Below are 19,333 nucleotides of genomic sequence, written 5' to 3'. Positions count from 1 at the left end.
CTGCGGCTGATAGAAGGCGCGCAACCGTTCCTTCACCGAGTTTGAGTTTCCATGTCTTCTGCTGACCATCCCGTTTCCAAGCGCCGTACCTTTGCGATCATCGCACACCCTGACGCCGGTAAAACCACATTGACCGAAAAGCTGCTATTGTTCGGTGGAGCGATCCAGCTCGCGGGTGAGGTCAAGGCCAAGAAGGACCGTATCCAGACACGCTCCGATTGGATGAATATCGAGCGTGATCGCGGTATTTCGGTGGTCACTTCAGTCATGACTTTCGAGTATAGGGATTGCATCTTCAACCTGCTTGATACGCCTGGCCATGAAGACTTCGCCGACGACACCTATCGCACGCTGACAGCCGTCGATAGCGCAGTCATGGTTATCGATGCCGCCAAGGGTATCGAAGCGCGTACGCTCAAGCTCTTCGAAGTCTGCCGCATGCGCGATATTCCAATCGTTACTTTCATCAACAAGATGGACCGCGAAAGCCGCGACCCTTACGAAATTCTCGACGAGATCGAGCAGAAACTTGCGCTGGACACCGCGCCAATCACCTGGCCCATTGGCCGCGCCAAGAGCTTTGCCGGAACGTATAATTTGCAGAACAACACGGTGCGCCGGCGCGACGAGGAAGAGGTGCCGACCCCGGTCAATGGTCCGGAATCCTCCGCCGCATCCGGTCTTTTACCGGAAAATGAACGTCAAGCGTGGATTGACGAGGTGACGCTGGCGCGCGACGCCTGCAATCCGTTCGATCCGCAGGCTTTCCGTGAGGGTCATCTTACCCCCGTGTATTTCGGTTCGGCACTACGCAATTACGGCGTGCGGGATCTGATCGAAGCTTTCTGCGATTATGGCCCGAGCCCGCGCGCGCAGGACGCCGATACGCGCAAGGTCGAGGCAACCGAAGACAAGATGACCGGCTTTGTTTTCAAGATTCAGGCGAACATGGATCCCAATCATCGCGACCGCATCGCTTTTCTGCGTGTCTGCTCCGGGAAACTGTCGCGTGGCATGAAAGCCAAGCTGGTGCGCACGGGCAAGCCGATGAGCCTGTCTGCGCCGCAGTTCTTCTTTGCGCGCAGCCGCCAGATCGCCGATGAGGCTTGGGCCGGCGATGTGGTGGGCATTCCCAATCACGGAACGCTGCGCATCGGCGACACGCTGACAGAGGGCGAGGACCTTCTGTTCCGCGGCGTGCCCAATTTCGCGCCGGAAATCCTGCGCCGCGTGCGTCTCGATGATGCGATGAAAGCAAAGAAGCTGCGCGAGGCCCTGCAGCAGATGGCCGAGGAGGGTGTGGTCCAGCTCTTCCTGCCGGATGACGGCTCCCCCGCTATCGTCGGCGTTGTTGGCGCCCTGCAGATTGATGTTCTGACCGAGCGGTTGAAGGTCGAGTATACTTTGCCCGTGGGCTTCGAAGCCGCCCGCTTTACTGTCGCACGCTGGATTTCCGCGGACGATCCGGCAGAGTTGCAGCGTTTCATCAATTCACATCGCGCGGATATCGCACACGATCTCGACAGTGATCCGGTGTTTCTCGCCCAGAATACTTTTTCGCTGTCTTACGAAGCGGAGCGCTGGAAGGCGATCCGCTTCGCCGCGATCAAGGATTATCAGGTTCGCGACAAGGCGGCGTAGCCCCTGATCAATCCCGTAGTTCGCGCCGCAATATCTTGCCGACATTGCTCTTCGGCAACTCATCGCGAAACTCCACGATGCGCGGACGTTTATAGTTGGTCAGCCGTTCGGCACAGAAGGCTTTCACGGCCTCCTCGGTCAGCGCCGGATCCTTGCGAACGATAAAGAGTTTGACGATCTCTCCCGAATGCTCGTTCGGCACGCCGATAGCCGCCGCCTCGCGTATGCCAACGTGCTCCATCGCCACTTCCTCGATCTCGTTGGGATAGACATTGAAGCCCGAGACCAGGATCATGTCCTTCTTGCGATCGACGATCTTGGTATAGCCACGCTCATCCATGTAGCCCATATCGCCGGAACGAAAAAAGCCGTCGGCGGTCATCGCCTTCGCGGTTTCGTCCGGGCGGTTCCAGTAGCCCGCCATGACCTGCGGACCGCGGATGCAGATCTCGCCGACCTCCATCAATGGAAGCTCCTTGCCTTCATCATCGCGGATGGAGAAATCCGTCGAGGGGAGCGGCAATCCGATCGTGCCGGAGAATTCGGTTGCATCGAGCCGGTTTGCCGAAGCAACCGGAGATGTCTCCGACAGGCCATAACCTTCGGTGATCAGGCAGCCCGTTACTTCCTTCCAGCGCTCTGCTACCGGCTTCTGCACCGCCATGCCGCCGCCAAGCGAAAGGATCAATTCCTTGAAGTCGAGCTTGCGGAATTCTTCATTATTGAGAAGGCCGTTGAACAGCGTGTTCAGCCCGGGGAAAATGTGGAACTTGTACTTCTGCAGCTCTTTGACAAAGCCGGGAATATCGCGGGGATTTGGAATGAGCACATTCAGCGCGCCTTGATCGATGCCCATCATCGCATTCACCGTCAGAGCGAAAATGTGATAGAGCGGCAGCGCGCAAATGTAGACGATGTCCTTTGGGCGTCCTTTCACTCGAAACCCGACATCGCACCACAGCCGCATTTGTGCGACATTGGAAACAATATTGCTGTGTGTGAGGATTGCGCCTTTGGAGATGCCCGTTGTGCCACCGGTATATTGCAGGAAGGCGACGTCAGCTCCGGTAACCTCGACGGGTTTCAGCTTCTGAGCTGCGCCTTGGGCGAGTGCTGTTCTGAATGGCGTATGGCCCGGCAAAGACCACGCGGGAACCATCTTCTTGACGCGCCGCACGACGAGATTCACGAGATGACCCTTCAGGCCCAGCATATCGCCCATCGCCGCTACGATCACGTGCTGAACAGGCGTTTTGGTGACAACTTTTGCCAGTGTTGAGGCAAAGTTTTCTAGAATAATAATTGCCTTGGCACCGCTGTCCTTCAACTGGTGTTCGAGCTCGCGCGGCGTATAAAGCGGATTGATATTGACGACCGTCAGGCCCGCCCGAAGGATCGCGGCGATCATGACTGGATATTGCAAAATATTGGGCATCATGACAGCGACGCGATCGCCCTTGACCAGTCCGCGCGATTGCAGCCATGCCGCCATGGCGCGTGAGTGGCGATTGAGATCAGCATAGGTCATGCTCTTGCCCATGCAGCTGAATGCGGGTTGGTCGGCATATTGCTTGAAAGCCCTCGCAAGTAAATCGCCGACCGAGTCATATTGCGATGCAGAGATCTCCGCCGGAACACCTTCCGGATAGGATTTCACCCACTCGCGCGGCATAGGCCTGGCGCTGGCCACCTTGACAGTCACCGCCTTTGCCTTTGCCAGCGATTTCGCCTTGGCAGGTGTTGCTTTCGCAACCGGTTTTGTAGCGGCTTCCGCAACAGATTTTGTTGGGACAGCTGCTGCCTTGGACTCACGCGCAGTTCTCGTTTTCGCTGGGACTTCAGCAAGCACACCGGCTTTTGCTTGGGTCGCCTTTGAAGCGCTTGCGGTTGGTCTCGCAGGCGCTTTTACCGATTTGTCCGTTGCGGCCTTCCTGATATTACCGGTTTGCTTTTTCAAAGCTGGCGCGGTGGTCTTCACCACTTTATCAACTTGCGCTTTTGCCGCGGCGTTCTTGGTTATTTTTGCCGGTGTCGTCTCTTTCGCCACATTAACCTCCCAGTTGATTTCCTTGAAGCCTGCACGCGGTTCTCCAAACCCGCATACATGCTACTTAACAACGCAATCTATTGCGAGAGGCAGGTTGCTTGCAAGTATTTACATTGACGTAAACGTAAAATCATTCTGCCAGATCCTTCGACGAAATCGTGCAATTCACCTCTTTGGCACTATCTGGGCACAAAGTCGCCAAGGTTCGGCTCGACAAAGCACCCGCATCTCCTCCATCCTGTTCCCGATCAAAACTGGATTCTCCGTGGAAACAATAACCATTGTCCTGCTGATGCTCCTGGCCGTGGTGGTCAGCGATTCCATCATCCGGATCCTTCCCCTTCCAGTACCGCTGCCGCTGGTGCAAATCGGTCTTGGGGCGGCGATCGCCTCGGTGACGGATATTCGCGTCCAGCTCGATCCGGACATCTTCTTCCTGCTGTTTCTCCCGCCTCTGCTGTTCCTCGATGGCTGGCGCATTCCCAAGGAAGGGCTATTCCGTGACAAGGGCATCATTCTCGAGATGGCGCTTGGGCTTGTTATTTTTACGGTTGTCGGCGTGGGCTTCTTCGTCCATTGGATGATCCCGTCCGTGCCCTTGCCGGTCGCCTTTGCGCTTGCCGCAATCCTTTCGCCAACCGACCCGATCGCCGTTTCCGCCATTGCGGCACGCGTGCCAATCCCCTCGCGCATGATGCATATTCTCGAAGGCGAATCGCTGCTGAACGATGCGTCCGGCCTTGTCTGCATGCGCTTTGCAGTTGCCGCCATGCTTACCGGCGCGTTTTCGCTGCAGGCGGCATTCCTGACATTCCTCTGGCTTGCCTTTGCGGGGATTGTAATCGGTGTTGGTGTCACCCTTGGCGTCACCAGGGGCAAGGCGTTCCTGACCCGGCATCTTGGTGAAGAAAGCGGCTCGCAAATCCTTATCAGCCTGCTCATCCCCTTCGGTGCTTATCTTCTGGCAGAACACGTACATGCCTCCGGCATTCTTGCAGCCGTCGCCGCCGGCATCACCATGAGCTACGCCGAGAACACCGGCCAGTCTCTGGCTCTGACAAGGGTAAGACGCACCGCCGTCTGGGACACGGCACAATTTGCTGCCAACGGCGCCATTTTCGTGCTTCTGGGCGAGCAGCTTCCGGGCATATTTTCAGGTGCGGTCGACAACGTCCATCACGTGGGGAGGGCGAGTTACTGGTGGTTGCCGGTCTACGTGGTGATTATTTATGCGTCGCTGGTCGCGCTTCGCTTCGCATGGGTCTGGGTCTCGTGGCGCGTCGCCTTCCGGCAGTCTTCCAAAAGTGGACAGCCCGGCGTGAGGCCAAGTTGGCAGCTCGTTGCCGCCATGTCCTTTGCCGGGGTTCGTGGCGCCATCACCTTGGCCGGTATCCTGACGCTGCCGTTTTTCCTCAACGATGGAAGCCTGTTTCCCGCCCGTGATCTTGTAATATTCCTGGCGGCAGGCGTCATTATCCTGTCCCTCATTATGGCAAGCATTTGTCTTCCGCGCGTGCTTAAGAATATCGACCTGCCGATAGAAGATTCCCACCAGCGGGAGGAGGACTACGCCCGTATTGCCGCCGCCGAAGCCGCGATCATGGCCATCGAAAAGGCCCAACACGAACTCGCATCCGGCCGTGCCGACGCCGATGCTTTCACCGATGTTGCCACGCAGATCATGGAGCTCTATCGGAAACGGATCGACGGGCGCATGCACCTCGGTGAGGAACGCGAACAGGCGGCACGAAGCGAGGAAATCGGAAAACAGCTGCACATTACCGCGCTGAAGGCAGAGCGGCAGGAAATCTACCGTCTGGTGCGGGCGCGGCGGCTGGAAAGCACCGTGGCCAGCAAAATGGTGCGGGATATCGATCTGCTCGAAGCCAGATATAGCTGAGCTCTTGTACCCTCCTTGGGAAGATTGCCTGTCCCTTGTGCGTGGTTCGACGGGGCTCACCATGAGGGAATTAGGTTGATTGCAGGGAGCCAAGTTCTGCAACAATGACGATTATCTGTGCAGCCCACAAATCTCCCTCATGGTGAGCCCCGTCGAACCACGCACAAGGGACAGGCAAGTTCTAAACTATAGCTGATCCTCCAACACGAGTTCAGCTCCCTTGGCACCGACCATCAAGGCCGCGGCGTTGGTATTGCCGGAAACGATATTGGGAAATACCGAGCAGTCGATGATACGCAGGCCCTCCACACCGTGAACCCGCAAACGCGGATCGACCACGGATTGCGTCGGATCGGGACCCATGCGGCAGGTGGAAACGGGATGGTAGACCGTGCCACTACGCCGCCGGAAATCCGTGATCAATTCTTCGTCGCCCTGGCAGGCTGGGCCCGGCAACAATTCGTCGACGATCAGCTTGGACATTGTCGGCGTTGCGGCGATCTTGCGCAGGAATTTCACCGCATCGAGCATCTCGGCCACGTCATGGTCAGTGGAAAACGCGTTCGGTACGATGCGCGGCTGCTCCATCGGATTGCTTGAGCGAATGTGGATCGAACCCGTACTGGTCGGGCGACAATTCGAAAGCCCGATGGAAAAGCCTGGCCATGGGTCGGGCGTCAGGATCGGCCGTTCGCCATTCTTGGGGACCAGCGTTGAAAAAGCCTGGAAATAGAGCTGCATGTTGGCGCGCTTGCGCGATGGATCGCTGCGAAAAAAGCCGCCGCCCTGGTTCATGCTGATTGACAGGGGTCCGCTCCGCAGCAGCAGGTATTCCATGCCCGCAAGCGCCTTTCCCCACCATGGCCGCAACACCTGGTTGAGCGAGGGAACATTGGCCCGGTAGGTGTAGTTGATGCCGAGATGGTCCTGCAGATTTTCGCCCACCTGGGCGTTGTCGTGTACCACAGCAACGCCAAGATCGTGCAGACGCGCGGCATCGCCGATACCCGACAGCTCCAGGAGCTGCGGTGTATTGATCGTGCCGCCGCAGAGTATGACCTCGCGGCCAGCCATGACAGTCTCGCTCTTGCCGTGGCGGGTGAATTCGACGCCAGAGGCGCGTTTTCCATCGAAAAGTATGCGTGTCACCATGGCTTGCGTGATGACGGTGACGTTGGGCCGCTTCATCGCGGGTCGCAAGAAAGCCCGCGCCGCGGACACTCGCCTTCCGCCTTTCGTTGTCAATTGAAAAGGCCCGACACCTTCCTGGCGCATGCCATTGAAATCAGGATTATAGGCAAGTCCGGCTTCCTGTGCCGCCTTGATCAGCTGGTTGGCTAGCGGATGAAACAGCTTTGCGCAGTCGCTGATATGCAGCGGCCCGCCCTTGCCAAGGTTTTGTGCTGGCCCGTCATGATCCTCAAGCGAGCGAAAGACCGGGAGAACATCCGCATAGCCCCAGCCCGGATTGCCCCTGTCGCGCCACTCGTCAAAGTCTTCGGGTGCGCCGCGAACATAGACCATGGCATTGATCGAACTCGATCCGCCGAGCACTTTGCCGCGCGGCCAGTAGTCGGTATTGCCGTCAAGGCCGGGATCAGGTTCCGCACGGTACATCCAGTTGACGGATTTGTCGTAAAACGTCTTGCCATAGCCGAGCGGCATGGTCACGAAGAAGCGCCGGTCCGAGCCACCGGCCTCCAACACCAGCACGGAATGTCGTCCATTTGCTGAAAGTCGCTCCGCGACGACTGATCCGGCCGATCCTGATCCGACAATGATGAAATCAAAGGAGCGCATGCATGCCATTTCCAAATGCGTTATTGCATGCGCTCAGGATATCCGGCTTCGAGTCCGTAAACCCAAACGGCTTTCCGCCATGGCTTATGGAAATTGCGACAGATGGTCGTTTCCTAGGTCCCGCTCACCGCCGCGTTGAAGTTCTCGAAAAACTGGGTGGCGAGTTTCTTGGAGGTCGAGGCGATCAACCGGCTGCCGAGTTGGGCGATCTTGCCGCCAACATCCGCATTGACCGTATATGCCAGCACGGTTTCGGCGCCCTCGTCAGTCAAGACCACATCCGCTCCACCCTTGGCAAATCCGGCAACCCCGCCCTTGCCTTCGCCGGAGATCGTATAGGAAGAGGGGGGATTGAGATTTGTAAGTTCAACCTTGCCGCTGAAGCGTGCCTTCACGGGTCCCATCTTGACGCTGACGGTGGCTTCGAGCTCCGTATCCGAGATTTTCTCAAGGCTTTCGCATCCGGGTATGCATGCCTTCAATACTTCCGGATCGTTCAAGGCTTTCCAGACGGTGTCGCGCGATGCGGCAATTCGTTCTTCTCCGGTCAAGTCCATGCTCAGCCCTCCCTGCTGTCACAAAGCTAGAATAATATTCTGGCAAATAGAAGTGGCGCGGCGCCGCAGTTCCGCCAGCATTTGCGGCACAGACTTGCCGTATTATGGAAACACCGAGATTCTTCTTCCGGTTGATTGAACTAAAACCATTCCGGTGGCAGTTTGCCCACCATCAAGCGTGATTTCAGGAGACAGACATGGCGTCAGGACAAGCGAACGATCTCAAGCGGTCGGTTCAGGCATTGAAGGCTCATTGGAAAAATGGCGCACCAAAAAATATGCGCGCGACCTTCGCCGATGACCCGAAGCGATTCTCCCGCTATTCGCTTCAGTTGGACGATTTGCTCCTCGACTGGTCGAAATGCCTCGTAGACGACGAAGCGCTGTCGCTGCTTGGGGAACTGGCCAAGTTAGCCAAGGTAGAAGAACGCCGCGATGCAATGTTTGCCGGCAAACCAATCAACAATACGGAAGGCCGCGCAGTGCTGCACATTGCATTGCGCAACCGCTCCGGCAAGCCGATCAAGGTTGATGGTGAAGACGTCATGCCGGGCGTCAAGGAGGTGCTCGATCGCATGGCCGCCTTCGCCAACGGTCTGCGCTCCGGCGAAATCAAGGGCGCGAAGAACAAGCCGATCACCGATATCGTCAATATAGGCATCGGCGGTTCGGATCTCGGTCCGGCCATGGCCACGCTGGCCATGTCGCCCTACCATGATGGGCCCAAAGCGCATTTCGTCTCCAATATCGATGGTGCGCATATCGCCGACACGCTTGCCGGTCTCGATCCGGCGACGACGCTGATCATCATCGCCTCGAAAACCTTCACCACCATCGAGACCATGACCAACGCCAAGGCGGCGCGCAAGTGGATCGCCGATGCGCTGGGCGAGAAGGCCGTCGGCAAGCACTTCGCTGCTGTCTCCACCGCACTCGACAAGGTCGACGCCTTTGGTATTCCCGCAGACCGCATTTTCGGTTTCTGGGATTGGGTCGGCGGCCGCTATTCCATCTGGTCGGCGATCGGTCTCCCGCTGATGATCGCCATCGGACCGGAGAATTTCGGCCGCTTTCTCGATGGCGCCCATGCCATGGACGAGCACTTCCGCAAAACTCCACTGAAGAAGAACCTGCCGATGATGCTCGGACTCGTCGGTTATTGGCATCGCGCCATTTCCGGCTACACCAGTCGCGCTGTAATCCCTTACGACCAGCGGCTCGCCCGGTTGCCTGCTTATTTGCAGCAACTCGACATGGAATCGAACGGCAAAGGCGTGACCATCGATGGCAAGCCGGTTACCGGGCCGACCGGACCCGTCGTCTGGGGTGAGCCCGGCACCAACGGTCAGCACGCTTTCTTCCAGCTTCTGCATCAGGGTACAGACACAATTCCTGTGGAGTTCATCGTTGCCGCCAAGGGTCACGAGCCGCAGCTCGACAACCAGCACGAAATGCTGCTCGCAAACTGCCTCGCCCAATCGGAAGCCTTGATGCGCGGCCGTACACTGGACGAAGCCAAGGCGCAACTCGCAGCAAAGAACCTGCCCAAATCCGAGGTGAACCGCATAGCGCCGCACAGGGTTTTCACCGGCAACCGCCCGTCGATTACCATTATCCATGACATTCTCGATCCCTATACGCTTGGACGCCTGATTGCTCTTTACGAGCACCGGGTGTTTGTCGAAGCGCAGCTTTACGGCATCAATGCCTTCGATCAGTGGGGTGTCGAACTTGGCAAGGAACTGGCGACGGAACTTCTGCCGGTAGTCTCCGGTGAGGTGAAGCCGAAGGACAAGGACGCTTCCACGCAAGGTCTTGTCGCGCACCTGCGCAAGCGCCGCGGCAAATAAAGCTAAAGTCACACGAAATAATCGGAAAAGAATGATGAAGACGGAAAAGATCACGCTGGCCGGCGATGTGCCGGGCAACAGCATTGAACTGCGCGTCCTGCGCTTTGAGGGCGGAAACAACGAAGCTGTGAGCGCTTATTTGCAATCGTCGCTGCATGGTTCGGAATTGCCGGGCCAGGCGGCATTGCATTTCCTCATTCCGATGCTCGAGAGGGCCGAGAGCGAAGGCCGCGTCGCGGGCAACATCACCGTGGTTCCGCAGGCCAATCCGATTGGCTCGGCGCAATGGCAGGCGCATCAGCATCTTGGCCGTTTCGACTATTTTTCCGGTGTCAATTTCAACCGTTCTTTCCCGCTGCTCGAATCCTTCGATACCACTGGGCTCCCCGCCATCGATGCACCGAAATCTCTGGCGGAGCGGTTGAAGGCGCAGCTCCTGCGTCTGGCGTTGCCGCACGAAATCGTGCTCGACCTGCACTGCGACGACGAGAGCGAGAACTACCTTTATATCCATCAGGCTTTCCTGCCGGAAATGTACGATCTTGCTTCCGCGCTTGGTTCGACCGCCATCCTTTCATGGGACAGCACGGCCGACGCCGCCTTCGAAGAGGCGTGTGCGCATCCGGCATTGCATCTGTCCGAGCAGGAGCGAAAGGCTCGCGCGGTTACCACCGTCGAGTTTCGCGGCCTGAACGATGTCGATATCGAAACCGGCAAACACGACGCCGATGGCCTGTACAGGTTCCTGGTCCATCGCGGTGTGATCATCGACGACAGCGTCAAGCTGAATGTAGATTTCAATGGCCCGGTGACGCCACTCGAGAATGTCGAGATGATCCGTGCTCCGCAGGGCGGGATGATCCTGTTCCACGTCGATATCGGTACTGAGGTCGAAGCCGGCGCCAAGCTGGTGACAGTGGTAACTATCCCAGGTGATCCGCAAGGCGATATCACGCTGACCGCACCGCAGGCAGGGCGGATTCTCACGCGCCGTAGCCACCGTTATACCCGTCGCGGCGATGATTTGTTGAAACTCCTCGGCGACAAGCGTTCGGAAAACGCCCGGCCTGGCTCACTGGAAGCCTGATGCCGACGGCTCGTTCCACTGCTATACGGGGCATCCTCTTCGACAAGGATGGCACGCTCGTCGATTTCAACCGCACCTGGTTCGGAATCACGATGGAACTGGCGCACAAGGCAGCCGATGGTGATGAGGCACGGGCGCGGGCACTGGTCGAAGCGGGCGGTTATGATTGGGAGATGGAAAAGTTTCGCGGCGGCTCCGTCATCGCCGCGGGAACTGTCAATGACATTGTCGATCTGTGGCATCCCGAATTGACGCTTGAGGAGAAGCGTGAGCGCATCAGCGCTTACAACACCTATGCCGTGCAGGAAGGTTCGCGCCGTGCCATCGGCATCGAAGGTTTGTACGCGACGCTGGAAGCGCTGGTCGCGCAAGGGTTTGTCCTCGGCATCGCCACCAACGACTCGGAAGCCGGCGCCCGAGCAACGGCGGAAGCGCTCGGCCTGACTGCATTTTTCAGCGTGATTATCGGTTATGATTCCGTGACGCGCGCCAAACCGCATGCGGACCAGCTGCATTTGTTTGCGGCCAAGACCGGCCTTGAGCCAAATTCTGTCGCCATGGTCGGCGACAATGCGCACGATCTGGAAATGGCCCATGCAGCTGGCGCCGGCCTTGCCATCGGCGTCCTGTCCGGCAACAGCACGCTGGACGACCTTGCGCATCTCAGCGATGCCATCCTGGGTTCCATCGCCGAATTGCCGCAGTTTCTGGAAAAGCGTGCTCAATCTTGATCTGGAGCACCGCCCCCTCCGATTGCTATGATGACAATGATTTGAGTGCCTGTTACGGATCGCGGTGCTATCAATCCTTCGCATTGTAAGACCTAAAGCGAGGACAGCATGGACAGTCAGGGCTTGGCAATTGATATAGGTGACGTCGAGGCCGCTGCCGCAAGGCTCAAGGGCCAGATCGTGTCGACGCGGTTTGTCGAATCCGAAGCCCTGAACGCGAAGTACAAGGCGCGTATCCTGTTCAAGCCGGAATGTCTGCAGCGCACGGGCTCGTTCAAATTCCGTGGGGCTTACAACCGTATCAGCCAGTTCACCGGGGACGAACACAAGCGCGGCATCATCGCCTATTCCTCGGGTAATCACGCCCAGGGCGTTGCCAGCTCAGCCAGGCTTTTCGGAATTCGTGCCACCATCATCATGCCGCTTGATGCGCCGCAGACAAAGGTTGCAAACACGCGTTCATATGGCGCGGAGGTCGTGTTTTACGACCGCTACAATCAGACCCGCGATGAGGTCGCCGCACCCTATATCGAGGAGCGCGGCATGGTCCTGGTGCCGCCATATGATGATCCTTCCATCATGGCGGGGCAAGGAACGATCGGGCTTGAACTTGTGGCCGATGCCAATGAGCGCGGGCTGACACTTGACGAATTGTTCGTACCGAGCGGTGGCGGCGGCCTTATCAGCGGCATTTCCGTGGCGGTGAAGGCTGGTTCTCCCGGAACGCGCATCTGGGGCGTCGAGCCGGAAAATTTCGATGATCTGCGCCGTTCGCTCGTCGCGGGTCAGCCGGTTGCCAATGAACCCGGTCATCGTTCGATCTGCGATGCGATCCTGACGCCGCAGCCGGGCAATCTCACTTTCCCGGTCAACAAGCGCAATCTCGCCGGCGGCATCGCGGTCACCGATGACGCCGTGAAGGCCGCGATGCGCGACGCAGCGAACCACCTGAAATTGATTGTCGAACCCGGCGGCTGCGTCGGGCTCGCGGCTTTGGCGAGCGGCGAAGTCGATATCGAGGGCAAGACGGTTGCTGTCGTGCTATCCGGCGGCAATGTCGATCTCGACCTCTATGGCGAATTCATCGCGGCAGCTTAGACCTTCGTCTCAGAGGCACAAAACACGCGCGTCTGTCATCATATTGTTACTCTGGCGTCATAGCGGGGAGGTACGTTTAAGAGACGTTGACGACCCAGCCAGATAGCCAGAGGTAAGCGCCATGAACGACCAGTCTCAGCCATTCCGCACCAGCCAGCTCGAGGAGAATGACGGTCCGGGCCACAACCCGACCGACAATGCCACCATGGGCGAACTCATTGCCGCGCGCTTCTCGCGGCGGGGTTTTCTCAAGGGCTCTCTTGCCGTATCCGCCATCGCCGCAACTGTCAGCCCCATGGCCCTGATGATGGCCGACGATGCGCGCGCCGGCGAGAGCAAGTCGGCTTTCACTTTTGAGGAAGTCGAGGTCGGCATCGATGAGACGCACCACGTCGCCGCCGGTTATGACGCGGATGTCCTTCTGCGCTGGGGTGATGGCATTTTTGCCGATTCGCCCGAGTTCGATCCCTTGAACCAGACACCGGAAAGCCAGGCCAAGCAGTTCGGCTACAATAATGATTATGTCGGCTATATTCCGATCGACGGTTCTTCCGAGCACGGTCTGCTCGTCGTCAATCACGAATACACCAATGAACATCTGATGTTCCCGGGTATCGTCAAAGTCGTCAAGGATGACAAGGGCGACGCCAAGATCGAGATCGCGCCGGCTGACCAGAAGCGTGTCGATATCGAAATGGCCGCCCATGGCGGCACAGTTGTCGAAATCAAAAAGACCGACGGCAAGTGGCAGGTCGTCAAGGACGGCAAGCTCAACCGCCGCATCACTGCCAACACGGAAATGCAATTGTCCGGCCCGGTTGCCGGCCATGACCGCGTCAAGACCAATGCCGATTCTTCCGGCAAAAAAGTTTTCGGCATGATCAATAATTGCTCTGGCGGTGTTACGCCCTGGGGCACCTATGTTTCGGGCGAAGAAAATATCCATGGCTATTTCACCGGCAAACTGCCGGAAGGCAGCAAGGAAGCCGCCAATTACAAGCGCATGGGCATTCCTGAAGGCGTTTACGACTGGGGCAACTTCCATGATCGCTTTGATCTGTCGAAGGACCCGAACGAAGCCAACCGTTTTGGCTGGGTGGTCGAGATCGATGTGAACGATCCCAATTCCATTCCCAAGAAGCGCACTGCCATGGGCCGGTTCAAGCATGAGGGCGCCGATTCCATCGTCGCCAAGGATGGCCGGGTTGTTTTCTACCTCGGCGATGATGAGCGTTTCGATTATGTCTATAAGTTCGTCACCACCGGCAAATTCAACCCGGATGACCGCGCTGCCAATATGAATCTTCTTGATGATGGCACGCTTTACGTTGCCAAATTCGATGTCGACGGCACCATCAACTGGCTGCCGGTCGTCTTTGGCCAAGGCCCGCTGACGGAAGCCAACGGCTTTGCCAGCCAGGCAGACGTGTTGATCGAAACCCGCCGTGCTGGCGACCTGCTTGGCGCGACGAAGATGGATCGCCCCGAAGACATTGGCCCGAACGGGGTCAATGGCAAGGTCTATGTGATGCTCACCAACAACACCAAGCGCAAGGACGATCAGGTCGATGCCGTCAATCCGCGCGCCAAAAACGCCTTCGGCCATATTGTCGAGATCGCCGAGGAAGATGGAAACTTCGCCGCCACCAAGGGCAAGTGGGAAATCCTCTTGAAATGCGGTGATCCATCGGTTGCCGATGTCGGTGCATCCTTCTCCACCGATACCACCAAGAATGGCTGGTTCGGCATGCCGGACAATTGTGCTGTCGATGCGGAAGGCCGCCTTTGGGTGTCAACAGATGGCAATTCACCCAAGGACACTGGCCGCACCGATGGCATCTGGGCCGTGGATACGGACGGTCCCGCCCGCGGCACGTCGAAACTGTTTTTCCGCGTGCCGGTCGGCGCCGAAATGTGCGGTCCGCTCATGCTGCCGGATATGGCGACCTTCATGGTTGCCGTCCAGCATCCGGGCGATGGCGGCGAGGATTGGAAGCCCTTCGGCCGTCCATCCTATTACGAGGACCTCTCCACCCGCTGGCCGGATTTCAAGGACAATATGCCGGTTCGCCCCTCTGTCCTCGCCATCACCAAAAAGGGCGGCGGCAAGATCGGCGTTTGATTACTGTTGGTCGCGCTCGGGGATGATCTTTCATTCAGCCGGGGCTACTGCATCCACTCCGTTATCCTCAGGTCAGGCCCGAGGATAACGGAGAGGTGGCAGCTCAAGATATCGGAGAGGAACGCGCTCTCCGATAATCGGCGCGGGCAGCCGTCGCACAAGCCCCGGAAATCAGCGGCGCGACATCTCGCGCGCGATGCGGGCGAAATCACCCTGCTTGATGCCGATATCGGCGCGATCCCGCGCGCTCATGCCCTGCAGCATGGCAAGCGCCTCGCGATAAGCACTGTCATTGCGGCGGCCGCGCGTAGCAAAATCAATAAGAAAGCTCATGGCCTGTTTCCTGGTGGGTCTGGTTCAACAGACACAGCATAGGCGCAGAGGTGGATATTGTGCAGTGCAATATGCGCATGGGTGGTATGATCGGACGTTATAGTTCCGGCCACCAACATTGTAGGTTAGTAGTAGATTGCGTTACTCCGAACCTAACGCCTCTATATTTCAATCTCTATTCAACTGAAATTGCCCTTGAAAATCATCATCTGAAAATAGTATGGGGCCTCTACGTGAAAGTGGAGTTTCACGATTGCGTTCTATTGCATCTTCGATTTGATTAAATACAAACGCAGAGAATTCATCAGCTTGCTTGCTTATTTGAGCTTCTGTCTTTTTCTGCTGCATTAAAATATCCTCCTCCAAAGGATGGCCTCGAATCACACGTAAGGTAGTACGTGTTAATGATTGAGCCAAACGAAAGTTGAGCACAATTTGTTAAAAATTCATTAGCGGGGGCGATAAACCATAACATGGAAAATACGAGTGGCGTGGAGAATCCCGAGCTGTTTTTCGGTTTAGTGGGGCCTATCGGAGTTGATCTCGATGTAGTTCAGGAGTCGTTGGTAGAATCTCTCCAATCAGTTGGGTATAAGACACAAATCATCCGGGTGACCGAGCTTATGCAGTCATTTAGCTCTGATATTTTGGTCGATAAAAAAGACTATTTTCCTTAATTCGCTTTGCGGATGATATCCGAAAGAGTGCCAGAAATAATGCTGCATTAGCGGCGTTAGCCATACAAAAAATTAGGCAGATACGCTCGAAGTCAGATGAGAACAAAGATCTCAAGCCGGAGGACAAAGCTAGCATTCCACTGCTCGGTACAGCCTATATAATCCGTCAATTTAAGCGTGAGGAAGAAATTCGTCTCCTTCGTTCTATTTATGGAAGGAAGTTCGTTCAAATTTCAATTTTTCTCGATAAGGAAGAGCGCAAAAAAATAATAATGAAGAAAATAAGAGCCTTCTCCATGAAAAGTATTGGAGATGCAGATTGCGAGAAACAAGCAATCGATTTGATTGATGTAGACAACCACGAAAAAAACGATGAATTCGGTCAAAGGATTTCGGACGTTTTTCATCTCGGCGACGTATTTGTTCTAGGTCGAGAGAAAACTGAGGCTTACCGGACTATCAATAGGTTCATTGAATCATTTTTTGGAAACAACGGTGTCTCACCGACAAAGATGGAATATGGAATGTATGCCGCTGCAGGCGCGGCGTTACGGTCCATTGATCTTTCACGCCAAGTAGGCGCAGCTATATTTTCACCTGATGGTGAAATCATCTCTGCTGGTTGTAATGAAGTTCCAAAAGCGTTTGGAGGATCTTATTGGTGCGATGATTTGGGTGCTACTCATCGCGACTTCGATGAGGGTGGCGATGCAAACCAACAACGAAAGATGGAAATTCTTCATGACTTTGTAGAGAGGCTTGGAAAGCAAGGATATTTGTCGGACACATTAACAAGCAAAGGAGACGTATACGAACAAGTCGGAGTATTAACCGAAAATCCGCTTATCAAAGAATCGCAATTAATGGACATCATTGAATATGGTCGAATGATCCATGCGGAAATGCTCGCAATTACGGATGCCGCCCGCCTCGGTAAAGCTGTAAAGAACTCGATTCTTTTTTGTACAACATTCCCCTGCCACGTCTGTGCAAAGCATATAGTGGCATCAGGTATCAGACGCTTAGTTTTTCTGGAGCCTTATCCAAAAAGTTATGCTGAAAAACTGCATTCTGATTCAATTTCGTTCTATTCAAATGATGCTGATTCGCACGTAATTTTTGAGCCTTTTATTGGGATATCTCCCCGCCGATACCGCGATATTTTTGAAAAAAGGAAGCGAAAAGACAGCACGGGCAAGGCACAAGAATGGTCGGATGGCAAAAAGGTCCCGCGCATCGAGGACCGCAGCCCAGCTTATGTTGAGAACGAAGTTTCGGGAACATTAATCCTCAAGGGCCTTAGACCAATTAAAGCGGCAACATCTCCAGCGTCATAAATTCGGCACTACCCCCCGAACTGCTCTTCCTGTTCCACCGTCAGTGGTTTGATGCCGGGCGTCAGTGGTTCGGGCTGGTCGTCGCCCTGCGCGATGGGCGCGGGTACAGGCGGGGTGCGCGGCGCGGTCGTGCTGCAGCCGGCAAACGCCGCGCTGCACAGGATCAGGGCGAGAAGCGAGAGAGTGGCTGGGCGCATCGGGATCATCAAGACGGGGAGTTGAGGGCCAAAGCGCTCAACTATCGCCCATCTTCAGCGCCTGGATGAAGGCTTCCTGCGGGATTTCGACCTTGCCGAACTGCCGCATGCGCTTCTTGCCTTCCTTCTGCTTTTCCAGAAGCTTGCGCTTGCGCGAGACGTCGCCGCCATAGCACTTGGCCGTCACGTCCTTGCGCAGCGCCGAGATGGTTTCGCGCGCGATCACCGTGCCGCCAATGGCCGCCTGGATCGGGATCTTGAACATGTGCTTGGGGATCAGGTCCTTGAGCTTTTCGCAAAGGTCGCGGCCGCGCTTTTCGGCGGCGGCGCGGTGCACCATCATCGACAATGCGTCCACCGGCTCGCCATTCACCAGTACCGACATCTTGACGAGGTTGCCCTCGCGGTAATCCGACAAATGATAGTCGAAGGAGGCATAGCCCTGGCTGATGGACTTCAGCCGGTCGTAGAAATCGAACACCACCTCGTTGAGCGGCAGGTCATAGGTGACCATGGCGCGCTTGCCGACATAGTTCAGATCGATCTGGATGCCGCGGCGGTCCTGGCAGAGCTTGAGGATCGAGCCGAGATAATCGTCGGGGGTGAGGATCGTCGCGCGGATCCACGGCTCCTCGATGGATGCGATCTTCATCACCTCCGGCATGTCGGCGGGATTGTGCAACTCGCGCTGGGTGCCGTCGGTCATGTTGAGCTTGTAGACGACGCTCGGCGCGGTGGCGATAAGATCGAGGTTGAACTCGCGCTCCAGCCGTTCCTGGATGATCTCGAGATGCAGCAGCCCCAAGAAGCCGCAGCGGAAGCCGAAGCCGAGCGCAGCGGAGCTTTCCATCTCGAAGGAGAAGGAGGCATCGTTGAGGCGCAGGCGGCCCATGGCGGCGCGCAGATCCTCGAAATCGGCCGCATCGACGGGGAAGAGGCCGCAGAAGACGACGGGCTGCGCCGGCTTGAAGCCGGGCAGGATCGACGCGGTCGGGCGCTTGTCCTCGGTGATGGTATCGCCGACGCGGGTGTCGGCGACTTCTTTGATCGACGCGGTGATGAAGCCGAATTCGCCCGGGCCAAGCTCATCGACGGCGAGCATCTTCGGCGTGAACACGCCGGTACGCTCGACCGGATATTTGGCGCCGGTGCCCATCATGCGGATGGTTTGGCCCTTTTTCAGCACGCCATCGATGATGCGCACGAGGACGATGACGCCGAGATAGGCATCGTACCAGCTATCGACCAGCATGGCCTTGAGCGGCTTGGTGCGGTCGCCTTCGCGCGGCGGCGGCAGCTGGTTGACGATGGCTTCGAGTACATCCGGAATGCCGAGGCCGGTCTTGGCGGAAATAAGGACGGCCTGGCTCGCATCGATGCCGATGACTTCCTCGACCTGTTCGCGGATACGCTCGGGCTCGGCGGCGGGGAGATCGACCTTGTTGAGGACAACGACGATCTCGTGGTTGTTGTCGATGGCCTGATAGACATTGGCGAGTGTCTGCGCCTCGACGCCCTGCGAGGCATCGACGACAAGCAGCGAACCTTCGCAGGCAGACAGCGACCGCGACACCTCATAGGCGAAATCGACGTGGCCGGGCGTGTCGATCAGATTGAGGACATAGGTCTCGCCATTGTTGGCCTTGTAGTTCAGCCGGACGGTCTGCGCCTTGATGGTGATGCCGCGCTCGCGCTCGATATCCATCGAGTCGAGCACCTGCTCCTTCATGTCGCGCAGCTCCAGCCCGCCGGTCGATTGGATCAGCCGGTCGGCAAGGGTGGATTTGCCATGGTCGATATGGGCGACGATGGAGAAATTACGAATGTGATCTAGTGGAGTGCTCATGCGCGCCACATAGAGCATTTCGGGCGGATTTGGAAGGGTAGCGTGCGGGTGGTCATAGAATAGCGGAGAATAATTTTACCCGGGTATATTGACGAAGGTGTTTTACCGGG

General features: G+C 56.9%; 15 protein-coding genes. 9 read left to right on the top strand and 6 right to left on the bottom strand.

Going from position 1 to position 19,333, the window contains the following annotated elements:
- The first annotated feature begins 51 nt into the window (after window positions 1–51).
- Window positions 52–1,641, top strand: a complete 1,590-nt coding sequence (locus N8E88_RS16265) for a peptide chain release factor 3 (RefSeq protein ID WP_262294580.1) — start codon at window positions 52–54, stop codon at window positions 1,639–1,641.
- Window positions 1,642–1,648: 7 nt separating this feature from the next.
- On the opposite strand, the gene N8E88_RS16260 is transcribed toward N8E88_RS16265, so the two are convergent.
- On the bottom strand, window positions 1,649–3,361 hold the full coding sequence (locus N8E88_RS16260; protein ID WP_315975313.1) for a long-chain fatty acid--CoA ligase: 1,713 nt from the start codon (window positions 3,359–3,361) through the stop codon (window positions 1,649–1,651).
- A 592-nt stretch (window positions 3,362–3,953) separates the two neighbouring features.
- Here N8E88_RS16260 and N8E88_RS16255 point away from each other — a divergent pair.
- Window positions 3,954–5,588: a Na+/H+ antiporter gene (locus N8E88_RS16255; protein WP_262294579.1), complete on the top strand. Its 1,635-nt coding sequence runs from the start codon at window positions 3,954–3,956 to the stop codon at window positions 5,586–5,588.
- A gap of 186 nt (window positions 5,589–5,774) precedes the next feature.
- Here N8E88_RS16255 and N8E88_RS16250 read toward each other — a convergent pair whose 3' ends face one another.
- Window positions 5,775–7,388: a GMC family oxidoreductase gene (locus N8E88_RS16250; protein WP_262294578.1), complete on the bottom strand. Its 1,614-nt coding sequence runs from the start codon at window positions 7,386–7,388 to the stop codon at window positions 5,775–5,777.
- 113 nt (window positions 7,389–7,501) lie between these two features.
- A complete protein-coding gene (locus N8E88_RS16245) occupies window positions 7,502–7,945 on the bottom strand; it encodes an SRPBCC family protein (RefSeq protein ID WP_262294577.1) in 444 nt (147 codons plus the stop codon).
- A gap of 197 nt (window positions 7,946–8,142) precedes the next feature.
- Between N8E88_RS16245 and pgi the strand changes: the two genes are divergently transcribed.
- From pgi to N8E88_RS16220, 5 genes are all read left to right on the top strand, one after another.
- Window positions 8,143–9,795 (top strand): glucose-6-phosphate isomerase, encoded by a 1,653-nt coding sequence (pgi, locus tag N8E88_RS16240; RefSeq protein ID WP_262294576.1) that lies wholly within the window; start codon window positions 8,143–8,145, stop codon window positions 9,793–9,795.
- A gap of 34 nt (window positions 9,796–9,829) precedes the next feature.
- Window positions 9,830–10,882 (top strand): M14 family metallopeptidase, encoded by a 1,053-nt coding sequence (locus N8E88_RS16235; protein ID WP_262295498.1) that lies wholly within the window; start codon window positions 9,830–9,832, stop codon window positions 10,880–10,882.
- A complete protein-coding gene (locus N8E88_RS16230; RefSeq protein WP_262294575.1) occupies window positions 10,882–11,613 on the top strand; it encodes an HAD family hydrolase in 732 nt (243 codons plus the stop codon). The genes N8E88_RS16235 and N8E88_RS16230 overlap by 1 nt, the downstream gene beginning before the upstream one ends.
- Before the next feature lie 108 nt (window positions 11,614–11,721).
- The gene (locus tag N8E88_RS16225; protein WP_410010654.1) at window positions 11,722–12,711 is read left to right on the top strand and encodes a threonine ammonia-lyase; all 990 of its coding nucleotides are present in this window, start codon (window positions 11,722–11,724) and stop codon (window positions 12,709–12,711) included.
- A 121-nt stretch (window positions 12,712–12,832) separates the two neighbouring features.
- Window positions 12,833–14,833 carry a PhoX family protein gene (locus tag N8E88_RS16220; protein ID WP_262294573.1) on the top strand — a complete coding sequence of 667 codons (2,001 nt, stop codon included), beginning with the start codon at window positions 12,833–12,835 and terminating at the stop codon, window positions 14,831–14,833.
- A gap of 171 nt (window positions 14,834–15,004) precedes the next feature.
- Here N8E88_RS16220 and N8E88_RS16215 read toward each other — a convergent pair whose 3' ends face one another.
- Window positions 15,005–15,166 (bottom strand): hypothetical protein, encoded by a 162-nt coding sequence (locus N8E88_RS16215; protein WP_262294572.1) that lies wholly within the window; start codon window positions 15,164–15,166, stop codon window positions 15,005–15,007.
- A 168-nt stretch (window positions 15,167–15,334) separates the two neighbouring features.
- Window positions 15,335–15,514 carry a hypothetical protein gene (locus tag N8E88_RS16210; protein ID WP_262294571.1) on the bottom strand — a complete coding sequence of 60 codons (180 nt, stop codon included), beginning with the start codon at window positions 15,512–15,514 and terminating at the stop codon, window positions 15,335–15,337.
- 328 nt (window positions 15,515–15,842) lie between these two features.
- Between N8E88_RS16210 and N8E88_RS16205 the strand changes: the two genes are divergently transcribed.
- Together N8E88_RS16205 and N8E88_RS16200 are read left to right on the top strand one after the other, a co-directional pair.
- Window positions 15,843–17,180, top strand: a complete 1,338-nt coding sequence (locus N8E88_RS16205) for an anti-phage dCTP deaminase (protein ID WP_315975312.1) — start codon at window positions 15,843–15,845, stop codon at window positions 17,178–17,180.
- Between the two features lie 51 nt (window positions 17,181–17,231).
- Entirely contained in the window at window positions 17,232–17,402 is a 171-nt protein-coding gene (locus N8E88_RS16200) for a hypothetical protein (RefSeq protein ID WP_262294570.1), read from the top strand.
- 12 nt (window positions 17,403–17,414) lie between these two features.
- Here N8E88_RS16200 and lepA read toward each other — a convergent pair whose 3' ends face one another.
- Entirely contained in the window at window positions 17,415–19,223 is a 1,809-nt protein-coding gene (gene lepA, locus N8E88_RS16195; protein ID WP_112525767.1) for a translation elongation factor 4, read from the bottom strand.
- Window positions 19,224–19,333 lie beyond the last annotated feature (110 nt).

The organism is Phyllobacterium zundukense (genome assembly GCF_025452195.1).
Taxonomy (GTDB): domain Bacteria; phylum Pseudomonadota; class Alphaproteobacteria; order Rhizobiales; family Rhizobiaceae; genus Phyllobacterium; species Phyllobacterium zundukense_A.
Note: the sequence above shows the minus strand (reverse complement) of the source record. Positions and strands in the feature narration are given on the sequence as shown.